At 68.1% G+C, this 20,405-nt stretch carries 16 protein-coding genes and 1 riboswitch; of the genes, 3 read left to right on the top strand and 13 right to left on the bottom strand.

The window, feature by feature from the left end:
- Positions 1 to 198: 198 nt before the first annotated feature.
- The 3 genes from WK25_RS17220 (at position 199) to WK25_RS17230 (ending at position 4,554) form a co-directional block, all read left to right on the top strand.
- Positions 199 to 1,236: a LacI family DNA-binding transcriptional regulator gene (locus WK25_RS17220; RefSeq protein ID WP_080294420.1), complete on the top strand. Its 1,038-nt coding sequence runs from the start codon at positions 199 to 201 to the stop codon at positions 1,234 to 1,236.
- Between the two features lie 321 nt (positions 1,237 to 1,557).
- Positions 1,558 to 3,339, top strand: a complete 1,782-nt coding sequence (locus tag WK25_RS17225; RefSeq protein ID WP_038570759.1) for an IlvD/Edd family dehydratase — start codon at positions 1,558 to 1,560, stop codon at positions 3,337 to 3,339.
- Positions 3,340 to 3,372: 33 nt separating this feature from the next.
- The gene (locus tag WK25_RS17230) at positions 3,373 to 4,554 is read left to right on the top strand and encodes a fumarylacetoacetate hydrolase family protein (RefSeq protein WP_069242194.1); all 1,182 of its coding nucleotides are present in this window, start codon (positions 3,373 to 3,375) and stop codon (positions 4,552 to 4,554) included.
- A 9-nt stretch (positions 4,555 to 4,563) separates the two neighbouring features.
- Here WK25_RS17230 and hutC read toward each other — a convergent pair whose 3' ends face one another.
- The 13 genes from hutC to WK25_RS17295 all read right to left on the bottom strand — a co-directional run bounded on the left by hutC (position 4,564) and on the right by WK25_RS17295 (position 19,798).
- Positions 4,564 to 5,319 (bottom strand): histidine utilization repressor, encoded by a 756-nt coding sequence (gene hutC / locus WK25_RS17235; protein WP_038570764.1) that lies wholly within the window; start codon positions 5,317 to 5,319, stop codon positions 4,564 to 4,566.
- A 40-nt stretch (positions 5,320 to 5,359) separates the two neighbouring features.
- Positions 5,360 to 6,853 (bottom strand): HAL/PAL/TAL family ammonia-lyase, encoded by a 1,494-nt coding sequence (locus tag WK25_RS17240; RefSeq protein WP_059545783.1) that lies wholly within the window; start codon positions 6,851 to 6,853, stop codon positions 5,360 to 5,362.
- Positions 6,854 to 6,860: 7 nt separating this feature from the next.
- A complete protein-coding gene (locus WK25_RS17245; protein ID WP_069242195.1) occupies positions 6,861 to 7,652 on the bottom strand; it encodes an ABC transporter ATP-binding protein in 792 nt (263 codons plus the stop codon).
- 28 nt (positions 7,653 to 7,680) lie between these two features.
- A complete protein-coding gene (locus WK25_RS17250; RefSeq protein ID WP_038570773.1) occupies positions 7,681 to 8,427 on the bottom strand; it encodes an ABC transporter permease in 747 nt (248 codons plus the stop codon).
- Positions 8,428 to 8,439: 12 nt separating this feature from the next.
- Positions 8,440 to 9,162 carry an ABC transporter permease gene (locus WK25_RS17255; protein WP_069242196.1) on the bottom strand — a complete coding sequence of 241 codons (723 nt, stop codon included), beginning with the start codon at positions 9,160 to 9,162 and terminating at the stop codon, positions 8,440 to 8,442.
- Between the two features lie 89 nt (positions 9,163 to 9,251).
- The gene (locus WK25_RS17260) at positions 9,252 to 10,142 is read right to left on the bottom strand and encodes a transporter substrate-binding domain-containing protein (protein ID WP_264162697.1); all 891 of its coding nucleotides are present in this window, start codon (positions 10,140 to 10,142) and stop codon (positions 9,252 to 9,254) included.
- Positions 10,143 to 10,289: 147 nt separating this feature from the next.
- Positions 10,290 to 10,556: a hypothetical protein gene (locus tag WK25_RS31330; RefSeq protein ID WP_156789055.1), complete on the bottom strand. Its 267-nt coding sequence runs from the start codon at positions 10,554 to 10,556 to the stop codon at positions 10,290 to 10,292.
- 274 nt (positions 10,557 to 10,830) lie between these two features.
- Complete coding sequence (locus WK25_RS17270; protein WP_069242197.1) at positions 10,831 to 11,742, bottom strand: ABC transporter ATP-binding protein; 912 nt, start codon at positions 11,740 to 11,742, stop codon at positions 10,831 to 10,833.
- A gap of 45 nt (positions 11,743 to 11,787) precedes the next feature.
- Positions 11,788 to 12,762, bottom strand: coding sequence for an ABC transporter permease (locus tag WK25_RS17275; protein ID WP_069242451.1), 975 nt, complete (start codon positions 12,760 to 12,762; stop codon positions 11,788 to 11,790).
- Between the two features lie 62 nt (positions 12,763 to 12,824).
- A complete protein-coding gene (gene atzF / locus WK25_RS17280; protein ID WP_069242198.1) occupies positions 12,825 to 14,696 on the bottom strand; it encodes an allophanate hydrolase in 1,872 nt (623 codons plus the stop codon).
- A complete protein-coding gene (uca, locus tag WK25_RS17285) occupies positions 14,693 to 18,295 on the bottom strand; it encodes an urea carboxylase (protein WP_069242199.1) in 3,603 nt (1,200 codons plus the stop codon). Before uca ends, atzF begins: the two co-directional genes overlap by 4 nt.
- A gap of 79 nt (positions 18,296 to 18,374) precedes the next feature.
- Positions 18,375 to 19,031, bottom strand: coding sequence for an urea amidolyase associated protein UAAP2 (locus WK25_RS17290; RefSeq protein WP_006413541.1), 657 nt, complete (start codon positions 19,029 to 19,031; stop codon positions 18,375 to 18,377).
- Positions 19,032 to 19,042: 11 nt separating this feature from the next.
- Entirely contained in the window at positions 19,043 to 19,798 is a 756-nt protein-coding gene (locus WK25_RS17295; RefSeq protein ID WP_038570788.1) for an urea amidolyase associated protein UAAP1, read from the bottom strand.
- 57 nt (positions 19,799 to 19,855) lie between these two features.
- Positions 19,856 to 19,987, bottom strand: a riboswitch (guanidine-I (ykkC/yxkD leader).
- Between the last annotated feature and the right edge of the window lie 418 nt (positions 19,988 to 20,405).

Consider the following 20,405-nt stretch of genomic DNA (forward strand, 5'->3'; position numbering starts at 1 on the left):
GACGACGGGAGCAACCGGCGCTCTGATACCGATAACATCAATCAAGGTAGCATGCCGGGACGGACGCGTACAAGGCCTGCAACCCGCGTGGTTTCCCTAGTGCAAGGGTCGCGGCAGCGGACGGGCGGCAGCCGGCCTGCGCGGCATCGGGCGCCGGTATGATGTAGCCTTCCCGGCTTTCTCCCGATTGCGATTCCGATGCCCAGTCCTACCGCCGTCCGGCCCGCCGGACCGCCCCGCATGTCCGACGTAGCGCGCCTGGCCGGCGTATCGAAGATGACGGTGTCGCGCGTGCTTGCCGGCCACAGCGTGGCCGCCGACACGCGGGAACGCGTGTGCCGGGCCATCGATCAGCTCGGCTACGTGGCCGACGCCGCGGCGGGCGCCCTGTCGTCGGGGCGCTCCGAATTCGTCGCGGTGCTGGTGCCGTCGCTGTCGAGCTCGAACTTCTCCGACACGGTGCGCGGCCTGACCGACGCGCTGGAGCCGCACGGCCTGCAACTGCTGCTCGGCGACACCGACTACGACCTCGAACGCGAAGAACGGCTGGTGCGGTCGATGTTGCGTCACCAGCCGCGCTGCGTCGCGTTGACCGGCGCGCAGCATACCGATGCAACGCGCAAGTTGCTCGCTCGCTCGTCCATTCCGGTGGTCGAGATGTGGGATCTGCCCACGCGTCCGATCGATACCGCCGTGGGTTTTTCCAACGTGCGCGCCGCGCGTGCGATGGTGCGGCACCTCGCCGAGCGCGGTTACCGGCGCATCGGCTTTCTCGGCGGCGCCAGCGAACTGGACCGCCGCGGCCTGGACCGGCTCAAGGGATACCAGGCGGAGATCAAGGCACTCGGACTGGGCGCGCCGCGCGTCGTGCGGCTTGGCGATTCGCCGATCACGATGAGCCACGGCGGCCCCGCCATGGCAGCCATGCTCGAGCAGTGGCCGGACATCGACGCGGTGATGTGCGTGAGCGACATGTCGGCGTTCGGCGCGATCATGGAATGCCACCGGCGCGGGCTGTCGGTGCCGACGGACGTGGCCGTGGCCGGCTTCGGCAACTTCGAGGTCGCGAGCTGCTGCCACCCGACCATCACAACCGTGTCGGTCGATGCCTATGGCATCGGCCGACACACGGGCGAGGCGCTGCTGGCCGCGCTGCAGGCGCGCGATGACGGTGAGCCGTTTGACTCGCGCAGCATCCGCATCGATTACACGATCGTCGCGCGGGAAAGCGCCTGAGCCACTGAATTCCTGCTGCCGGATGGAGCGTTAACGGCCGCGTGCCGGCGCGCGGCGTGCGCGCGTTCACGGGCGCGCATCGCGTCGCTCCGCCCCTCCGACACACGCACGCACGAACGGCGCGCCGCGCATGTGGATCCGGCCGGTTCGATGTCATGCGAACCGGCGCATGGATGCGGCACGCGCTCGCGCCCCAGGCAGCACGCGTACGCAAAATCGTCCTTCCTCGACGCGAAATCTCCGTGCTAACATCGACCCGTATGTTACCGGTAACTATCCGGTACGAAAAATCGGCCACGGCCCCATTCGGAGACAGCCCCCATGTCACAAACCGCTCGCCGCCTGCGCAGCCAGGAATGGTTCGACGATCCCGCGCACGCCGACATGACCGCGCTTTATGTCGAGCGCTTCATGAACTACGGCCTCACGCGCGAAGAACTGCAGTCCGGGCGTCCGGTCATCGGCATCGCGCAGACGGGCAGCGATCTGGCGCCATGCAACCGCCACCATATCGAACTGGCGGAGCGCACCAAGGCAGGCATCCGCGACGCGGGCGGCATTCCGATGGAGTTCCCCGTGCATCCGCTCGCCGAGCAGAGCCGCCGGCCTACGGCCGCGCTCGATCGCAATCTCGCGTACCTCGGGCTCGTCGAAGTGCTCCATGGTTTTCCGCTGGACGGTGTGGTGCTCACCACCGGCTGCGACAAGACCACGCCCGCGTGCCTGATGGCCGCGGCCACGGTCGACATGCCAGCCATCGTGCTGTCGGGCGGCCCGATGCTCGACGGCTGGCACGAGGGCAAGCGCGTCGGCTCGGGCACGGTGATCTGGCATGCCCGCAACCTGCTGGCGGCCGGCGACATCGACTACGAAGGCTTCATGCAGCTGACCACCGCATCGTCGCCGTCGATCGGCCACTGCAATACCATGGGCACCGCATTGTCGATGAACAGCCTGGCGGAAGCGCTCGGCATGTCGCTGCCGGGCTGCGCGAGCATTCCCGCCGCGTACCGCGAGCGCGGCCAGATGGCGTACGCGACGGGCAAGCGCGCAGTCGAACTGGTTCGCGACGACGTGCGCCCGTCGAAGATCATGACGCGTGCGGCGTTCGAGAACGCGATCGTCGTCGCGTCCGCGCTCGGCGCATCGACGAACTGCCCGCCGCACCTGATTGCGATCGCGCGCCACATGGGCGTCGAACTGAGCCTGGACGACTGGCAGCGTTTCGGCGAAGCCGTGCCGCTGCTCGTCAATTGCATGCCGGCCGGCGAATACCTTGGCGAGAGCTTCCACCGCGCGGGCGGCGTGCCCGCCGTGCTGCGCCAGCTCGATGCGGCCGGCCTGCTGCGGCGCGACTGCCTGACGGTATCCGGCCGCGCGATCGGCGAGATCGCCGACGCCGCGCCGGACGCCGACCGCGACGTGATTCGCACCCCCGACGAACCGCTCAAGCATGGCGCGGGCTTCATGGTGCTGTCGGGCAACTTCTTCGACAGCGCGATCATGAAGATGTCGGTGGTCGGCGACGCTTTTCGCCGGACCTACCTCGCCGAGCCCGGTGCGGAGAATACGTTCGAGGCGCGCGCGATCGTGTTCGACGGCCCCGAGGATTACCATGCCCGCATCAACGATCCCGCGTTGCAGATCGACGAACGCTGCATCCTGGTGATCCGCGGCTGCGGCACGGTCGGCTACCCGGGCAGCTCGGAGGTCGTCAACATGGCGCCGCCGGCCGAGCTCGTGAAGCGCGGCGTGACGTCGCTGCCGTGCCTGGGCGACGGGCGCCAGAGCGGCACGTCGGCGAGTCCGTCGATCCTGAACGTGTCGCCGGAAGCCGCGGTGGGCGGCGGCCTTGCGCTGCTGCGCACGAACGATCGCATCCGCGTCGACCTGAATCGCCGCAGCGTGGACGTGCTCGTCGATGCAGACGAGCTCGCACGCCGACGCGACACGGCAAGCTACGCCGTGCCGCAGGCGCAAACGCCGTGGCAGGAGCTTTATCGCCGTTTCGTCGGCCAGTTGTCCACCGGCGGCTGTCTCGAACCGGCCACGCTGTACCTGAAGGTGATCGAGCAGCGCGGCAACCCGCGCCACTCGCACTGACCGAACCGCCCCACGACCCTTGCCGAGCTGACCATGCGTAATCTATCCGCTTCCGATTGCCTGCCGCACGACCTCGCCCAAGCGCTGCTGATCGGCCGCGTCTGGCGACACGACGGCGCTCATGCGGGCCCGAGCGTCGTCGCCGTGCGCGACGGCGAGCTGTTCGACATCACCCGCACCGTGCCGACCACCGCTGATCTGTTCGACCGCCCCGATGCGGTCGAAATCGCGCGTGCGGCGCCGGGCGAACCGCTCGGCCGCGTCGAGCCGCTGCTGCAGGCGGCGCTCGACGGCACGCCTGGCGCCATGCATCTGCTCGCGCCATCCGACGTGCAGGCGATCAAGGCGTGCGGCGTCACGTTTGCGGTCAGCCTGATCGAACGCGTGATCGAGGAACAGGCCGGCGGCGATCCGGCCAAAGCGCGCGCCGTGCGCGAAACGATTGCCGCGACGATCGGCACCGATTTGTCGAAAATCGTTCCCGGCTCGGAAGCGGCGATGCGCCTGAAGGCCGAGCTCGAGCGCCGCGGCGCGTGGTCGCAATACATGGAGGTCGGCATCGGCCCCGATGCGGAGGTGTTCTCGAAATCTCAGCCGATGTCGGCGGTCGGCTTTGGCGCGGACGTCGGGTTGCTGCCGGCATCCGTGTGGAACAACCCGGAACCGGAGATCGTGCTGGCCGTCAGCAGCGACGGCCGGCCGGTGGGCGCGGCGCTCGGCAACGACGTGAACCTGCGCGATATCGAAGGCCGCTCCGCGTTGCTGCTTGGCAAATGCAAGGACAACAACGGCTCGTGCGCGATCGGTCCGTTCGTGCGGCTGTTCGGCGACGGTTTCACGCTGGACAGCGTGCGGCAGGCGAGCGTATCGCTGCGCGTCGAAGGCGCGGACGACGGCTTCGTGCTCGACGGCGTCAGCCACATGCGCGAGATCAGCCGCGACCCGGCCGAGCTCGTCGCGCAGACCTGCGGCGCGCATCATCAGTACCCGGACGGCTTCATGCTCTTTCTCGGCACGATGTTCTCGCCGATCCAGGATCGCGACACGCCCGGCGGCGGCTTCACGCATCACCTCGGCGATCGCGTGACCATCTCCACGCCCGCGCTCGGCGCGCTCGTCAATACCGTGCGGCTGTGCACGGAGATCGCGCCGTGGACTTTCGGCGTGCGCGCGTTGTATGCGAATCTGGCGGTGCGGGGGCTGCTGCGCGCGTGATGCGGGGCGCTACATCGTCCCTGCCAGATGAAACCGCGACGCCGGATGCCACAGCCGGACCGACGTCGCGACGTGCTCGCCGACCCACGTGCGGCGCGTCAGCACCAGGCATGGTTCGCCGATTTCCATCACGAGATGGCGGCGCACCTGCGCATTGGGTTTCTCCGCGTAGATCCGGAACTCCGCGCGCTGGATCGGCGCGAGCCGCACCATGTAGTGGTTCGGGGTCTCGACCGTGAAGTCCTGCTCCAGATAGTCGGGAAACAATGCCGGATTGACGTAGCGATCCTCGAACTGGATCGGCTCGTCTTCCTCGAAATGCACGATGCGCGAGTGAAACACGGGCCCGGAACGCAGTCCGAGCGCTTCGATCGCTTCCGCGTCGACGCTGCGCTCGATCAGCAAGACGCGCGCACTGTGCCGATGACCGCGCTCGGCGATCTCGTCGGCGATATTGCGGATTTCCAGTACCGTCGATTCGTAATGCCGGCGCTCGACGAACGTGCCGGCGCCCTGGATGCGGGTCAGTACGCGTTCGGCTGTCAGTTCGCGCAGCGCGCGCGACACCGTCATCCGCGCGACGCCGAATTCCTTGACCAGCTCGGCCTCGGTCGGGATCGCGCCGCCCGGCTTCCAGTCGCCCTTCGCGATCCGTTCGACGACGTAGCGCTTGATCTGTTGATAGGCTGGCAGTGCGCGCGCCGGCACGGCATCGGCCGATGCGATCGCCGGCCGGGCGGAATGTCGTCGTTCCGTTTCGTTCATGCGCCCTCGACCGAATGAATGATGGATGAGCCGCCCGCCGTCACTGCAACGGCGGCGCTTCGCCCGCGACGATGCGCGACGCGACCGCGATGTCGTCCGCAAGCGGCCGGTCGTCGCGATACACCGGCACGCGTTCGCGGACATGCCGCCACAACGCGTCGGTCGATGCGGCCCTGCCCGCTGCATTCGTCTGCAGATCGTAGGCCTGCGCGGCGGCAAGCAGCTCGATCGCGAGCACACGCGTCGCATTTTCGATGATGTCGAGCGCCTTCAGCGCGGCCGGCGTCGCGTGACACAGATGGTCTTCCTGCAGCCCGGACGTGATACCGCCGTCGAGGCTCGCGGGCGCCGCGAGCCGCTGGTTCTGCGCGACCAGCGCAACCGCCGTGTACTGCGCGATCATGAACCCCGAGCACGTGCCGCCCGGCGCCGCAAGGAACGCGGGCAGCCCGCTCACGAGCGGATTGACGAGACGGTCGAGCCGCCGCTCGGCGATGGCCGCAACCTGCGCCATCGCGGCGGCGAGACTGTCCATCGCCAGCGCGATGCCGGCGCCGACCGCGTGCGCCTGTGAATAAACGACCGGCGCGTCGCGCGTGCCGGCCACGATCGGGTTGTCGGTCACGGATGCAAGCTCGCGATCGACGACCTCCGCCGTAACCGCGAACACGTCGCGGGCCGCGCCATGCACGTGCGGAATCGTGCGCAGGCTGAGCGGATCCTGCGTATGCCGGCCGTTGGCCGCGGCAAGCATCGGGCTGTCGGCGAGCATCGTCCGCAAGCGCGCACCGACGTGCGCGATACCCGGCGAAATCCGCAGCGCGAGCGATGCCGGGTCGAACGCGGCAAGCTGCCCGCCAAGATTCTCGAAGCTGGCCGCCGCGATCCAGTCGGCCCAGTCGAGCAGCCGTTCCGCGCGGGCGAGCGCGAGTGCCGCGAGCCCGGTCACGCAGGGCGTGCCGTTGACCAGGCTCAATCCCTCCTTCGCGCCGAGCGCGAGCGGTTCGCGGCCGATGCGCCGCAGCGCCTCGTCGCCGCAAATGCGTTCGCCGCGATGGCGCGCATGGCCATGCCCGATGCAAACGAGCGCGACGTGCGCCATGTGGGTCAGATAGCCGACCGAGCCATGCGCGGGCACCTCCGGCAGGCAATCGTGGTCGAGCAGCGCGACGAGCTGGTCAACCACGTCGGCTCGCACGCCCGAATGTCCGTGCGCGTAATTGTTGATCGCCGCCGCGATGATCGCGCGCGTTTCGGCCGCGCCGAGCGGCATGCCGACGCCGACCGCATGGCTCATCAGGATGCTGCGCGACAACGCGCTCTGCTGCGCCGGCGACACGATGACGTCGCACAGCGCACCGACGCCGGTATTGACGCCGTACGCGCGAATCCCGCGCGCGACGATCGCGTCGACGAGTTCGCGAGCGGCAACGACGCGCTTGCGCGTGTCGTCCGACAGTTGCAACGGCTCGCCGGCCGCCACTGTCGCCACCTGTCGCCAATCGAGCGGCCGGGTTGCACGGAATACGGTCATCGCGGCCTCAGTTCGTGGTGCGGTCGTGGTGGCTCGACACGAATTGCCGGAAGCGCTCGGAGGTGTGGCCGCCGAACACGTCGTCCGGCGTTCCGTCCGTGTCGACCTCGCCCTGATGCAGGAACATCACGCGATTCGACACGTGACGTGCAAAACCCATCTCGTGCGTGACGACCAGCATCGTGCGCCCTTCTTCCGCGAGCGAGCGCATCACGCGCAGCACCTCGCCGACCAGCTCGGGGTCGAGCGCGGACGTCGGTTCGTCGAACAGCATCACCTTCGGATGCATCGCGAGCGCGCGGGCAATCGCGACGCGCTGCTGCTGGCCGCCCGACAGATGAGCCGGATAGTAGCCGCGCTTGTCGGCGAGGCCGACGCGCGCGAGCAGCGCCTCGGCCTCCTCGACCGCTTCCGCGCGGCTGCGCTTCTGCACGCGCAGCGGCCCCTCGACGAGATTGTCGAGCACGGTCATGTGCGACCAGAGGTTGAAGTTCTGGAACACCATCCCGAGCTGGGAGCGGATCCGGTCGACCTGGCGCCGATCGCTCGGATGCAGCTTGCCGTCGCGCGCGCGCTTCATCGCCAGCTCCTCTCCGCCGAGCGCGACGGAGCCGTCGTCGGGCGTCTCGAGCAGATTCAGGCAGCGCAGGAACGTGCTTTTTCCCGATCCGCTCGCGCCGAGAATCGAGATGACGTCACCCTCGTGCGCGTCGAGCGAAATGCCCTTCAGAACGTGGTGATCGCCGAACGACTTGTGAATGTTCCTGACCGACAGCGCAACGGGAGCAGCGGTGTTCATCGGATTCTCCTGGAAAGAACGGGCGCGCTCATGGCGCGACGCGTTGAGGATTGCGCGTCGCCGCGGCCGGCGCACCGGATGGCTTCGGCGCACGCAGGTGGCCGGATAGTCGCCATTCGAGCGCGCCGAGCACGCGCACGACGATGAAGTTCAGGCCGAGATAGATGAGGGCCGCGCAGATGAACACCTCGGTCGTCCGATACGTTTGCTGGATGATCTGCTGCGCGACGCCCGTCACTTCCCATACGGTGACGAGGCTGGCCAGCGCGGTCGACTTGACGAGCAGCACGGCTTCGGTCGAATACGCGGGCAGGCACTGGCGCAACGCGATCGGACCGATCACGCGACGCAGCAGCGCCAAGCCCGACAGCCCGATCGAATATCCGGCCTCGATCTGGCCAACCGGCACGGCCATCAACCCGCCGCGCAGAATCTCGGCCGTGTAGCCCGCCGTGCACAGCGCGAGCGAGAGCACCGCGCACACGTACGGCTCGCGCAGCAGCGGCCACATGAAGCTCTCGCGGATCACGCCGAACTGACCGAGCCCGTAATACACGAGGAACATCTGGATCAGCAGCGGCGAGCCGCGAAACACGAGGATGTAGGCCCGCGCAAAGCGGTTCGGCAACCAATGCGGCGACACGCGCATCGCGACGATCACGAGCGACAGCAGGCCGCCGAGTACGAGCGATGCGGAGAACAGGCCAAGCGTGGTGGGCACGGCCGCGAGGAGCTGGCGCAGCGTATCGACGAGAAAGGCGAAATCGATGGACATGCTGGTTCTCCGTCAATTGCGCGCGAAATTGCGGCGAAACGATCGGCCGACGATCGCCTCGGCCCGGTTGAACACGCGGTTCGACAGCCCCGTCATCAGCAGATACAACGCACCGCCCGCGACGAAGAACACGAAATACTGGTGCGTCGAATTCGCGGCGATCTGGCTCGTGCGCAGCAACTCGGCGAGGCCGGTGACCGAGATCAATGCCGAGTCCTTCAGGCTCAGTTGCCACACGTTGCCGACACCCGGCAATGCGAAGCGCAGCACCTGCGGAATCAGGATGCGGCGCAGCACCATGCTGCGCGGCATGCCGATCGAGCGCGCCGCTTCCAGCTCACCCTTCGAAACCGCGAGCACGGCCGCGCGATACACCTCCGCCTGGTACGCACCGGAGATCATGCCGACCGCGAGCGCGCCGATCACGAACGGCGGCACGCCGATGAAGCCTTCCGCACCGAACCATTGGCCGACGGCCGTAACGAGCGTCGAGCCGCCGAAATAGAACAGGTAGATGACGAGCAATTCGGGCACGCCGCGAAACACGGTCGTGTACAGGTCGCCGAGCACGCGCGCGCTGTGGTAGCGCGACAGCTTCGCCGCCGCGATCGCCGCGCCGATGACGGCGCCGACCGCCAGCGCGGCCAGCGTCAGCGCGACGGTCATCAGCGCGGCGAGCAGCAGCACGCCACCCCAGCCTTCGGCGCCGAAGCCGAGCATTTCGAGAATCGCCATGCGTGCCTCCTGCAAGCGTTGAATGAATCGTCAGGCGCATGCCGCCGCGCGCGTGCGAGCCGCTTGCGCGGCGGCGGCAGATCACCCGCTTACGGCGTGACGTCGGTCTTGAACCATTTGTCGGCCAGTTTCTTCACCGTGCCGTCCGCGAGTGCCGCGCCGATCGCCGTATCGAACTTCGTCTTCAGGTCGGCATCCTGCTTGCGGAACGCGAGCCCTTCGCCGGGCCCCCAGATCGGTCCGCCGAGCTTCGGCCCCGCGAGTACGATCGATGCGTTGTCCTTCTTCGCATTGTTCGCCGCGTAGTACGTGACATCGTCGAACGACGCATCGATACGCCCCGCGACGAGGTCGAGATCCCGCTCGGGCGACGTCTTGTACACGCGGATCGACGCGATGTCCTTGAAGCTGTCGTTGATGAACTTCGTATAGACCGTGCCCGACTGGATGCCGATCGTCTTGCCCTTCAGCTGCTTGCGCAGCGCGTCGACGGTCGGCTTGTCGGCGTTCGCATCGCCGGTCAGCTTGACGATCGGGGCGCCGGGCGCCGCCTTCGGCAGGATCTTCGTATCGGTGACGGCGAAGGTCGCCGGCGTCGCCGCATACGGACGCGAGAACAGCAGGATCTTCTCGCGCTCCGGCGTGATCGAGATCGCGTCCATCAGGATGTCGAACTTCCCGGCCTGCAGGCCGGGAATCATCCCGTCCCAGTCCTGCGCGACCATGTTGCACTGCACCTTGATCCGCTCGCACACATTGGCAAGCAGCTCCGGTTCGAAGCCGCCCAGCTTGCCGCCCGGCAGCGTGAGGTTCCACGGCGCGTAGCCGCCTTCGAGCGCGACCGTGACGGTCTTCCACTCCTTCGCCTGTACCGGTGCAGCAAGTGTTGCCGCCGCAGCCGCGACGAAGCCGATCGTCCTGATTGCCCAGTTGATGCGCTTGCCGTTCACGAGATTTCTCCTTGCGTTGAAGTTCGCCATCCCTTCGGAGCAGCAAGCTGCCTCAGGAATTTGTCTATACAAGCATGCAAGAAGAAAAACGGCCCGACAAGCAGTGATCAAAAAAAACCGGCAAAGCGCGGGAAATCCCCTAATTTCGGGGCGCAGCAGCGCGTCTCGGCAGCGAATTCAGGCACGGAGTTGGTGCACGCCGAGCGATCGAATCCGCAGGATGACTAGACAAATCCGGGATTCGATCAGACGCGAGAGGATGCCGGGTGTCTGCTCGCGTGCGGCTTCCTGTCCGAAACAGACGTGCAGCAGGTGCCGGCGCCGGTGGAAGCCGAACGGATCGACGTCCAGCGCAAGATGCAACTGGACCTGCGGGCGCGCTTCTCGCGCGTGACGCCGCCGCATCGGAGGCCGCTCGGATACGCTGCCGCTGTCGCGGCGCATCGCGCTGCTCGACTGGAACGACAAGACGTCGGCCGGTTCGTCGAAGACGACTTCGACAGCGGGTAGCGCTATCTCGACCGCCCGCTGCCGGCGTTGAAAAATCTCGAGCGGCGCGATCGCGTGATCGCGTGATCTATTCCAGCGCGCTACAGCAAGGCGATGTGTCCGGGTTTGCGGCTCGCATGCGCGGTCGTGCCGCAGCGCACGGCAGAGTGCGTCGAGCGCGTCGCGTGCGGTATGAACCCCGGCGCTGCACGCTCCAAGCTACACGCCGCTATTCGACGTTATCCGCAACGTCCGTCATCCGGATCATGTGCGGCTTGATCCCGTCATCTTCGACCGGCGCGGCCTCCTTCGGATGAATCAGCGCTTCGAGTCGCGCCTTCGTCGCGATGAATTCCGGCGTATTGACCTGCGAATAATCGCGCGGCCGCGGCACCGGCACCTCGATCAGTTCCTGCACGCCGCCCGGATTCGCCTTCAGCACCAGGATCCGGTCGGCCAGAAAGATCGCCTCGTCGAGGTCGTGCGTGATGAACAGGATCGTCACGTCGATGTTGCGCCAGATGTCGAGCAGATGTGTCTGCATCTTCGCACGCGTTTGCGCATCCAGCGCGCCGAACGGTTCGTCCATCAGCAGGATGCGCGGACGGTTCGCGAGCGCGCGCGCGATCGCCACGCGCTGCTTCATGCCGCCCGACAACTGGTGCGGATACACGTCGGCGAAGCGCGTCAGCCCGACGAGATCGAGCCACTGCAGCGCCTCGCGCTCGGCCACGCTGCTGCTGCTGCCGTTCATGCGAAGCCCGAACATTACGTTCTTCTTCACCGTGAGCCACGGAAACAGCGTATACCCCTGGAACACCATCCCGCGATCGGCGCCCGGCCCGTCCACCGGCTTGCCGTCCAGCAGCACCTCGCCGCTCGTCTGCGCATCGAGTCCGGCCAGGATCCGGATCAACGTCGACTTGCCGCAGCCGGACGGGCCGATCACGCACACGAACTCGCGCCGGTGCGTGCGGAAACTGATGTCGTCGAGCGCGACGCATTCGCCCTGCGGCGTCGTGAAGGGTTTGCCGACGTGCCGCACGTCGAGTATCACTTCGCGGGCCTTCAGCCGTGTGAAGCGCTCGCGCACCGCGTCGGATTGAATCAGGTAATCGGGAATGGCTTGCGGGTTCTGCATGATGCCCTCTGCTCAAATCGGTCGTTGGGTGCGTGCGGACGGCGTTCACGCTTTCAGCGTGCGGTCCCACGGAAAAAGCCGGCGGCCGAGCAGCCCGAGCACGATGTCGGTGCCGAGGCCGATGATCCCGATCATCAGGATCGCCGCGTACACGTTGTCGAAATGCTGGTAGCGCGCCTGCTGGCTGATGTACCACGTGATGCCCGAGCTCGTGCCGACGAGCTCAGCGACGATCAGGTAAGTCCAGGCCCAGCCGAGCAGGATCCGCTGATCGCGATACAGGTCCGGCAGCACGCCCGGAATCACGACGTGGGTAAGCAGCTTCAGTTTCTTCGTGCCGAGCGTCATCGCGGCTTCGAACAGCCCGTATTCGAGCTTGCGCGTGGTGTTCGCGATGATCAGCACTTGCTGGAACAGCGTTCCGATCACGATGATCGCGATCTTCGGCGCGTCATAGATGCCGAGAATCGCGACCATCAGCGCGCCGAACGCGGGCGCCGGCAAATAGCGGAAGAACTCCAGGAAAGGCTCCTGCAGCCGCGCGAGCGCGCTGAAGGTGCCGCAGACGATGCCGAGCGGCACGCCGATCGCGGACGAAATCACGAAGCCCCAGAAGATGATGCGGATGCTGTGCCACAGGCTTTCGTGCAGCCATACACAGTCGCGCGACGCGGGCGGCGTCGTGAACGCCGTGTAGAACGCACGCAGCACCTGATGCGGCGCCGGCAGGTAGACCGGATTCGCGCGCTCGCCTTCGGGCACCGCCGTGTGCGCGGCCCGCGCATGCGCAAGCTCGTCGTCGAACACGTCGCGCTCGACCTGCATGCCGGCCTGGAAATAGTCGACGCTGCCGGGATTCGTGATGCGCACCTGCGGGTGCCATACGAACGGGACGTAGCTGATCAGGCACCAGACGGCGAACGGCAGCAGGAAGGACGCCAGCCCGAGCGTCCATTTTCCGCGCGTCGTCAGCTCGCGCCGCACGGCGAGCCATCCGTTCGTGTTGCGGGTCGTTGTCATCGGATTCTCCGTATCGTTTCGGGTGCCGGCCGCGGATGCACGGGCATCGCGCGACCGTGCGTTCATTGGAGTGCGCCGCCGCCGGCTTGCGCGCGATAAGCGCGCCAGCCGCCGAACCGCGTGATGTCCTGCGCATCGTCGAGCGCTACGCTCTCGCACAGGAAGCCCTGCACCCGCGAGCCGTCGGCGAGTGTCAGCGTGCCGATGCCGAGCGGCGCCGCGATGCCGGCGACGAAGCTGCCATACGCGTCGACCGGCATCTCCCAGACCTCGACCGCGATCGGCGCGCCGCCTTCCGGCACGCGCACGAGGCCCGGTTTGGCGACGCCGCCGCTCGCGGCGGCGGACAGCGCGTAGAGCCGATAGGCCGGCGCGGTCGTCGTCGCGGCGACGAACCGCGCGCCGCGCTGCGTGAGCTGCCAGTTCAACGGTTCGCCGCGCAAATGCGCACCGACGACGGCCACCCGCACGACACCCGCGGCTGCTTCACGCGCCGACGTCGCTGCCGCAGACGGCCGAACGTCGGCGACCGCGGCAGCGCCGTCGCCCCACGCATGCGCGAGATCGAGCAGACGCGCGTCGTCGTGCGCGCGGCCGACGAACGTGATCCCGAACGGCAAGCCCGCATGCGGTCCGGTTGCGCACGTGCCGGCAGGCACCGCGATCGCCGACAGGTCGAGCAGGTTCACGAAGTTCGTGTAGTAGCCGAAGCGGGAATTGATCGCGATCGGATCGGCTTCCAGCGCATCGACGGTCGCGGTCGTCGCCGAAGTCGGCATCACGATCGCGTCGACGCCGTCCCATGCGCGGGCCGCGTCGACGCGCAGCGCCGCGAGCCGGTCGAAGGCGGCGAAGGCATCGGCGGCGCTGAAGCGCGCCGCGCCGCCGACGATTTCACGAATCACCGGATGCAGCGCATCGGGCTCGCGCGCGGCAAACGCGCCGATCGCCGCGAGCCGCTCGGCGACCCACGGGCCTTCGTACAGCAGCCGGGCGGCGGCGAGGAACGGGCCGAAGTCGATCTCGACGAGCCGTGCGCCGGTCGCGCGCAACCGTTCGAGCGCCGCGCCCCAGGCCGCGCGGTACGAATCGTCGCCGAAGAATTCGAGCTGATCGGCACGCGGCATGCCGAAACGCGATTGCGCGAGCGGGCGTGCCGGCTGCGCACGCAACCCGTCCGCACCCAACAGCGGCTGCCAGGCGCGTGCGTACGGATCGCCTTCCGTCACGCCGTGCGCGGCGGCGAACACGGTGCGCGCGTCGTCGGCCGAACGCGCGAACACCGACATGCAATCGAGCGACCGGCAGGCCGGCACGACGCCGAGCGTGCTGAGCACGCCGCGCGTCGGCTTGAGCCCGACGAGCCCGTGGAACGCGGCGGGCACGCGCCCGGAGCCGGCGGTGTCGGTGCCGAGCGAGAACGTCGCGACGCCGAGCGCCACCGCCACCGCCGAGCCGGAACTCGAGCCGCCCGACGCGTAGCGCGGGTCGAGCGCGTTGCGGCACGCGCCGTAAGGCGAGCGCTGCCCCGAGAGACCGGTCGCGAACTGGTCGAGATTCGTCTTGCCGACCGGAATCGCGCCGGCCGCGATCAACCGCTCGACCACCGGCGCGCTGCGCGCCGGCGTGTACGCATAGGCGGGGCAGGCCGCCGTCGTCGGGATGCCGGCGAGGTCGATGTTGTCCTTGATCGCGAACGGCACGCCGTACAACGGCAACGATGCGATGTCGCGTGCGGCCAGCGCGTCGGCGTACGCCATCATCTCGTCGCGCGTGAGCGGCCGGATCCACGCATGGTGCGGGTCGCCCTCGTCGAAGTGCGCGGCGATCGCGTCGACGAGCGCATGCGGCGTCAGGTCGCCCGCCGCGTAGCGCGCGCGCAGCGCGGCAATCGAGTGCAAGCCGGGCAGGATCGAGCGTTCGGCCGTGCTCATGCGACCTCCTCGGCGGCGCCCGCCTTCATCACCATCAGCCGCTGGCCGGCCACCACCGCCGTGCCGGGCGCGCAATCGATCGTCTCGATCGTGCCGTCTTCCGTTGCCGTCACCGCCACCTCCATCTTCATCGACTCGACGATCGCGACGACCTGCCCTTCGGTCACGCGTTCGCCGGGTTCGACCAGCACCTTCCACACGCTGCCCGACACGTCCGCGGCAATCGCGCGCTGCGCGTCGTCGAGTGCGCCCTCTACCCGGTCCGCTTGCGCGTCGCCGTGCTCCGCGTCGCCGACGTATTCCGCATGGCCGGCCGCGCGCCAGCGTTCGCGTTCCGCGTCGAATGCGGCCTGCTGCGTCGCCTTGAACGCGGCGATCGAATCCGCTTCATCGCGCAGGAAGCGGTTGTACGCGCGCAGGTCGAACACCGATTCCTCGATCTTCAGCGTCGCGCGGCCCGCGATGAAATCCGCACGCAACGCGCTCAGCTCGGCCTCGCTGACCTCATAGAACCGGATCTCGTCGAAGAAACGCAGCAGCCACGGCTTGCCGGCCTCGAATTCGCGCGTCGTGCGATGGCGATTCCACATCTGCACGGTGCGGCCGACGAACTGATAGCCGCCGGGCCCTTCCATCCCGTACACGCACAGATACGCGCCGCCGATCCCGACCGCATTCTCCGGCGTCCAGGTGCGCGCGGGGTTGTACTTCGTCGTCACGAGCCGGTGCCGCGGATCGATCGGCGTCGCGACGGGCGCACCGAGATAGACGTCGCCGAGCCCCATCACCAGGTAGCGCGCGTCGAATACGATGCGCTTCACGTCGTCGATGCTCGCGAGGCCGTTGATGCGCCGGATGAACTCGATATTGCTCGGGCACCACGGCGCATCGGGCCGCACCGACTGCATGTAGCGCTCGATCGCCACGCGCGTCGACGGGTCGTCCCACGACAGCGGCAGATGGACGATGCGATTCGGCACGCGCATGTCGGTTACGTCGGGCAGTTCGCGCTCGGCAGCTTGCAGATGCGCGAGCAGCCGGGCAAGCGGCAGCGTCCGCGCGTCGAACTGCACCTGAAGCGAGCGGATGCCGGGCGTCAGGTCGAGCATGCCGGGCAGCCGGTGCGCGTCGAGCCAGCACATCAATGCGTGCACGCGAAAGCGCAGGTTCAGGTCGAGCACGAGCGGCCCGTATTCGACGAGCACGTTGCAGTCGCCCGAGCGCCGGTAGACGACGCCGATGCCGCCGCCGGCCGACGGGTCGCGGTAAAGCACGCAGTCGTCGGACGATCCGGATGCTACGGCGGCGACCTCACGCGTCGACTGCGCCGCGGCATCCGGCGGCATCCCCGCGCCCGCGCGTACGAACTGCACGGTATCGCCGGGCCGCAACTGCCCGAGCTTCCACAGCTCGTCGCGCACGACCGTCACCGGACACACGAAGCCGCCGAGGCTCGGCCCGTCCGGGCCGAGAATCACGGGCATGTCGCCGGTGAAATCGACGGCGCCGATCGCATACGCGTTGTCGTGGATATTCGACGGATGCAGCCCCGCCTCGCCGCCGTCCGCACGCGCCCATTGCGGCTTCGGGCCGATCAGCCGCACGCCGGTTCGGCTGGAGTTGTAGTGGACGGTCCACTGCGTGCCGTACAGCATCGCGATGTCGTCCGGCGTGAAGAAGTCGGGCGCGCCATGCGGACCGTCGAGCACGCCGAGCGTCCACGCATGCGTCAGCGCGGGAACGTCGGCTGCGGCCAGCGTCGCGCCGGCGTCGCCACGCCCGGCGTCCGCGTGCAGATGCAGCACGTCGCCCTTGCGCAGCGCGCGGCCGGCGTGGCCGCCGAACTGGCCCAGCGTAAAGGTCGCCTTGCTGCCGAGATAGTCGGGCACCTGCAGCCCGCCCTTCACTGCGAGACACGCGCGCACGCCCGCGCCCGTCACGCCGCCCAGTTTCAATACCGCGCCCGCGCGCGCACGCACGACCTGCCAGAACGGCACGGGTTCACCATCGAGCGTGGCCGCGAACGGTGCGCCGCCGAGCGCGAAGAGCGTCGCGGTATTGAAGCGCAGCGTCGCGCCGACCATCGTGAATTCGAGCCCGGCCGCGTCGCGCGCGTTGCCGAGCAGCGCGTTCGCGAGGTCGAATGCGCGATCGTCCATCGGTCCTGACGGCGGCACGCCGACGCTCCAGTAGCCGACGCGCCCCGGCGCCTGCTGCACGGTGGTCTGCACGCCGCCGTCGAGCACGTCGAGCGTGTGCGGCGCGAACGCGAAGCGCGACAGGAAGGCCGTCGTCGGTGCGCCGCGCGCGAACGTGTCGGAGCCGACGACAGCGCGCAGATAGTCGAGATTGGTCTCGATCCCGTACAGCTCGGTATCGTCGAGCGCGGCCCGCAGTGCGGCCAGCGCATCGCGCCGCGTGTCGCCGCGCACGATCAGCTTCGCGAGCAGCGGATCGTAGTGCGCGCTGATCTCCGTGCCCGCGTCGATCCAGCCGTCCACGCGAACGTTCTGCGGAAACGATACGTGCGTGAGCAGCCCTGCGCTGGGCTGGAACTGCTTGTGCGGATCCTCCGCATAGAGCCGCACCTGGATGCTCGCACCGCGCGGCGCAACGGCAAGCGTGTCGAGCGGCGGCAGGTCGCCTTCGGCCTGCAGGATCATCCATTCCACGAGATCGACGCCGGTCACTTCCTCGGTCACGCAATGTTCGACCTGCAGCCGCGTGTTCACCTCGAGGAAATAGAACCGCCGAGCGGTCGCATCGAACACGAATTCGACCGTACCGGCCGAGGCGTAACCCACCGCGCGCGCGAGCCGCACCGCGCTCGCGTGCAATGCGTCGCGTTCCGCGCCGGTCAGATCGGGCGCGGGCGTTTCCTCGATCACCTTCTGGTTGCGGCGCTGCACCGAGCAATCGCGTTCGCCGAGCGCGATCGCGCCGCCTCGGCCGTCGCCGAAGATCTGCACTTCGATGTGCCGCGCGTGTTCGACGAACTTCTCCAGATAGACGCCTGCATGCGCGAAGTTCGCGGTGCCGAGTCGCACGACGGATTCGAAAGCCGCACCGAGCTGCGCGGCATCGCGGCACAGCGACATGCCGATGCCGCCGCCGCCCGCGGTGCTCTTGAGCATCACCGGATAGCCGATCGCGTCCGCCTCGGCGAGCGCCGTCTCGACATCGCCGAGCAGCCCGGTGCCGGGCAGCAGCGCGACGCCGTGCGCGGCGGCGAGTTCACGCGCGGTGTGCTTGAGGCCGAACGCGCGCATGTGATCGCCGCTCGGCCCGATGAAGCGCAGGCCCGCCGCTTCGCACGCATCGGCAAAGCCGGCGTGCTCGGACAGGAAGCCGTAGCCAGGGTGCACGGCCTGCGCACCGGTGTCGCGCGCGGCGGCGAGAATCGCCGCGACGTTCAGATAGCTGTCGGCCGCGGGTGCGGGGCCGACACGCACCGCTTCATCGGCGAGCGCCACGTGGCGCGCGTCGCGATCGGCATCCGAATAGATCGCGACCGACGCGACGCCCAGGCGCTTCAGCGTGCGGATCACGCGGCAGGCAATTTCGCCGCGGTTCGCAACGAGGACTTTCGCGAATCTCATGTTGCCTCCCGCGGCTTCGTCCCAACGGACGCGACTGCCCCGTTGGCGGGAAGCAAACGATAGTGAGCGTGGCGGCCGTTCATTCCGCCTCCCACACGATCAGGCGCACAGGCGTCGGGTTGTAGCCGTTGCACGGATTGTTCAGTTGCGGGCAGTTCGAGATCAGCACCGTGACGTCCATCTCCGCACGCATCTCGACATACTTGCCGGGCGCGGAGATACCGTCCTCGAACGTGAGGCCGCCGAGCGGCGTGACCGGCACGTTCATGAAGAAGTTGACGTTGCCGACCAGGTCGCGCTTGGTGAGCCGCGCGCCGGCGCCGCATGTGCAGTGCGCGATCGCGTTGAGGAAACTGTCGCGGCAGTTGTGCATGTAGCGCTTGTCGAGCGCATAGCGCACCGTGTTGCTCTCGGCCGCGCACGCGCCGCCGAGCGTGTCGTGTCGGCCGCACGTATCGGCGACGATCGTCGCCATCGGGTTGCCGCGGTTCGACACGAGCACGCTGCCCGCGCTCAGGTACAGGTTGCGCTGCGCGCGAATCGTGTCCTGCGCGCTGTAGCGCTCCTCGGGGTCGTCGCTGCGGTAGAACAGCGTGTCGACGGCCTGGTTGCCTTCCAGGTCGAGAATGCGGAACGTCTGCCCGCGCTTGAGGTCGTGCAGCCACGGGTCGCCCGCGTTCAGCGTGACATCGTGAATCGCGTTGCGCGGATCGAGTCGGCTTTCGATGATCGGCATGGTCTCGCTCCTCATGCAAACAGACGGTCGGTGTTGGTGAAGCCGCGCGCGTTCTCCGCGCATGCGCGCCGGCACAGGTCGTCGTCGGGGGCCGCGCCGTCGGCCGGATACGCGCGATATGCGATCAGCTTCACGGGTTTCGGCGCATAGTCGGGCCGCGGGTCGAGCGGATGCGGTGCGGTCGAGAACGCCGCGAGCGTATTCATCTCGAAGCGCAAGTCGAACGCGCTGCCGGCAGGCGAATGTCCGGCGACGAATTCGAGCGCGCCGTCGTCGCGTGTGGCCAGCTTGCTGAAGAAATTGACGTTCGCGGCGAGATCGCGCGCCGACAGTCCGTACTTCGCGAGCTCGAGCACGAGGCTGTCGCGGCCGTTGCGGATCATCCCGTTGCGATCGGCCTGATACGACGACGTGCCGTACTTCTGCGCGAACAGCCGCGCATCGCCGACGCCGCCGAGCGGATCGTGCCAGCCGAGCGTATCGGCCGTGATCGATGCGATCACGCGCCCCATGTCGGTGTACAGCGCATGGCCGCGCGTCAGATGCGCGGTGTGTTGCGCCTTCAGCGTGTCGGCCATGTTGTAGCGTTCGAGCAGGTCTTCCTGACGATGAAAGACGGCGGACAGGTTCGCGCCGCCGTCGACGTCGACGATGCGCAGCGCGAGACCGCGGCGCAGGATGCCGGACCAGTGGGTTCCGGCGGGAATCAGCATTTCCCACGCGACGTGTGGCGGCGGGGCGAGGACGGCTTGGGGGCTCGGCGACATGGCGGCTCCGTGGTCGGTTGGACAAAGGGCGTGAGAGGGCGACAGAACGACATCGCGACCTCCCGGGCTTTTATCCCTCCGTGGAGCCTCGCCGTTTCCTCGGATCGAGGCGAAGGCAAGACCGGATTGCTCTCGGACCAGGCATCGCGCGGCGCACGCCGCACGACCGGAACCCTAGCGATCCTGAAGATGATGCAAATTGCTTCGCACCTCTCGGGCGTCGAATAAGCGAGTTGCGTGCCAGCCGCGGCGCGATCACCACGCAACGCGGCCCGGCGGCGCGATGCCGTGCGACATCCGATGCGCCGCCGCATGCGCGTGCCCTCGCAGCGGGCGCGCAGCGCACCATGCGCACGCCGTCGCGCACCGGCGCAGTGCGCACCACGCGCTCGCGCAACGGCCGCGCCGCGATGGCATGGGCATTGCTGAAAGTGGCGCACCGTCACTCGATGCGCGATCCTTCATGAACAAGCTCGACCTGCTCCGGCGCGCACTGAGCGCGCTGTTCGCCGCCCGCTTCATCGAACTTCAGCGCACCATGCGCCGCCGTTGACGCGCGGTGGCGCGCGCCGTTGGCACGCTTCTCGCTCGGCATGGTGCCGAGAGG

Origin of the sequence: Burkholderia latens (genome assembly GCF_001718795.1) — a bacterium.
Classification (GTDB): domain Bacteria; phylum Pseudomonadota; class Gammaproteobacteria; order Burkholderiales; family Burkholderiaceae; genus Burkholderia; species Burkholderia latens_A.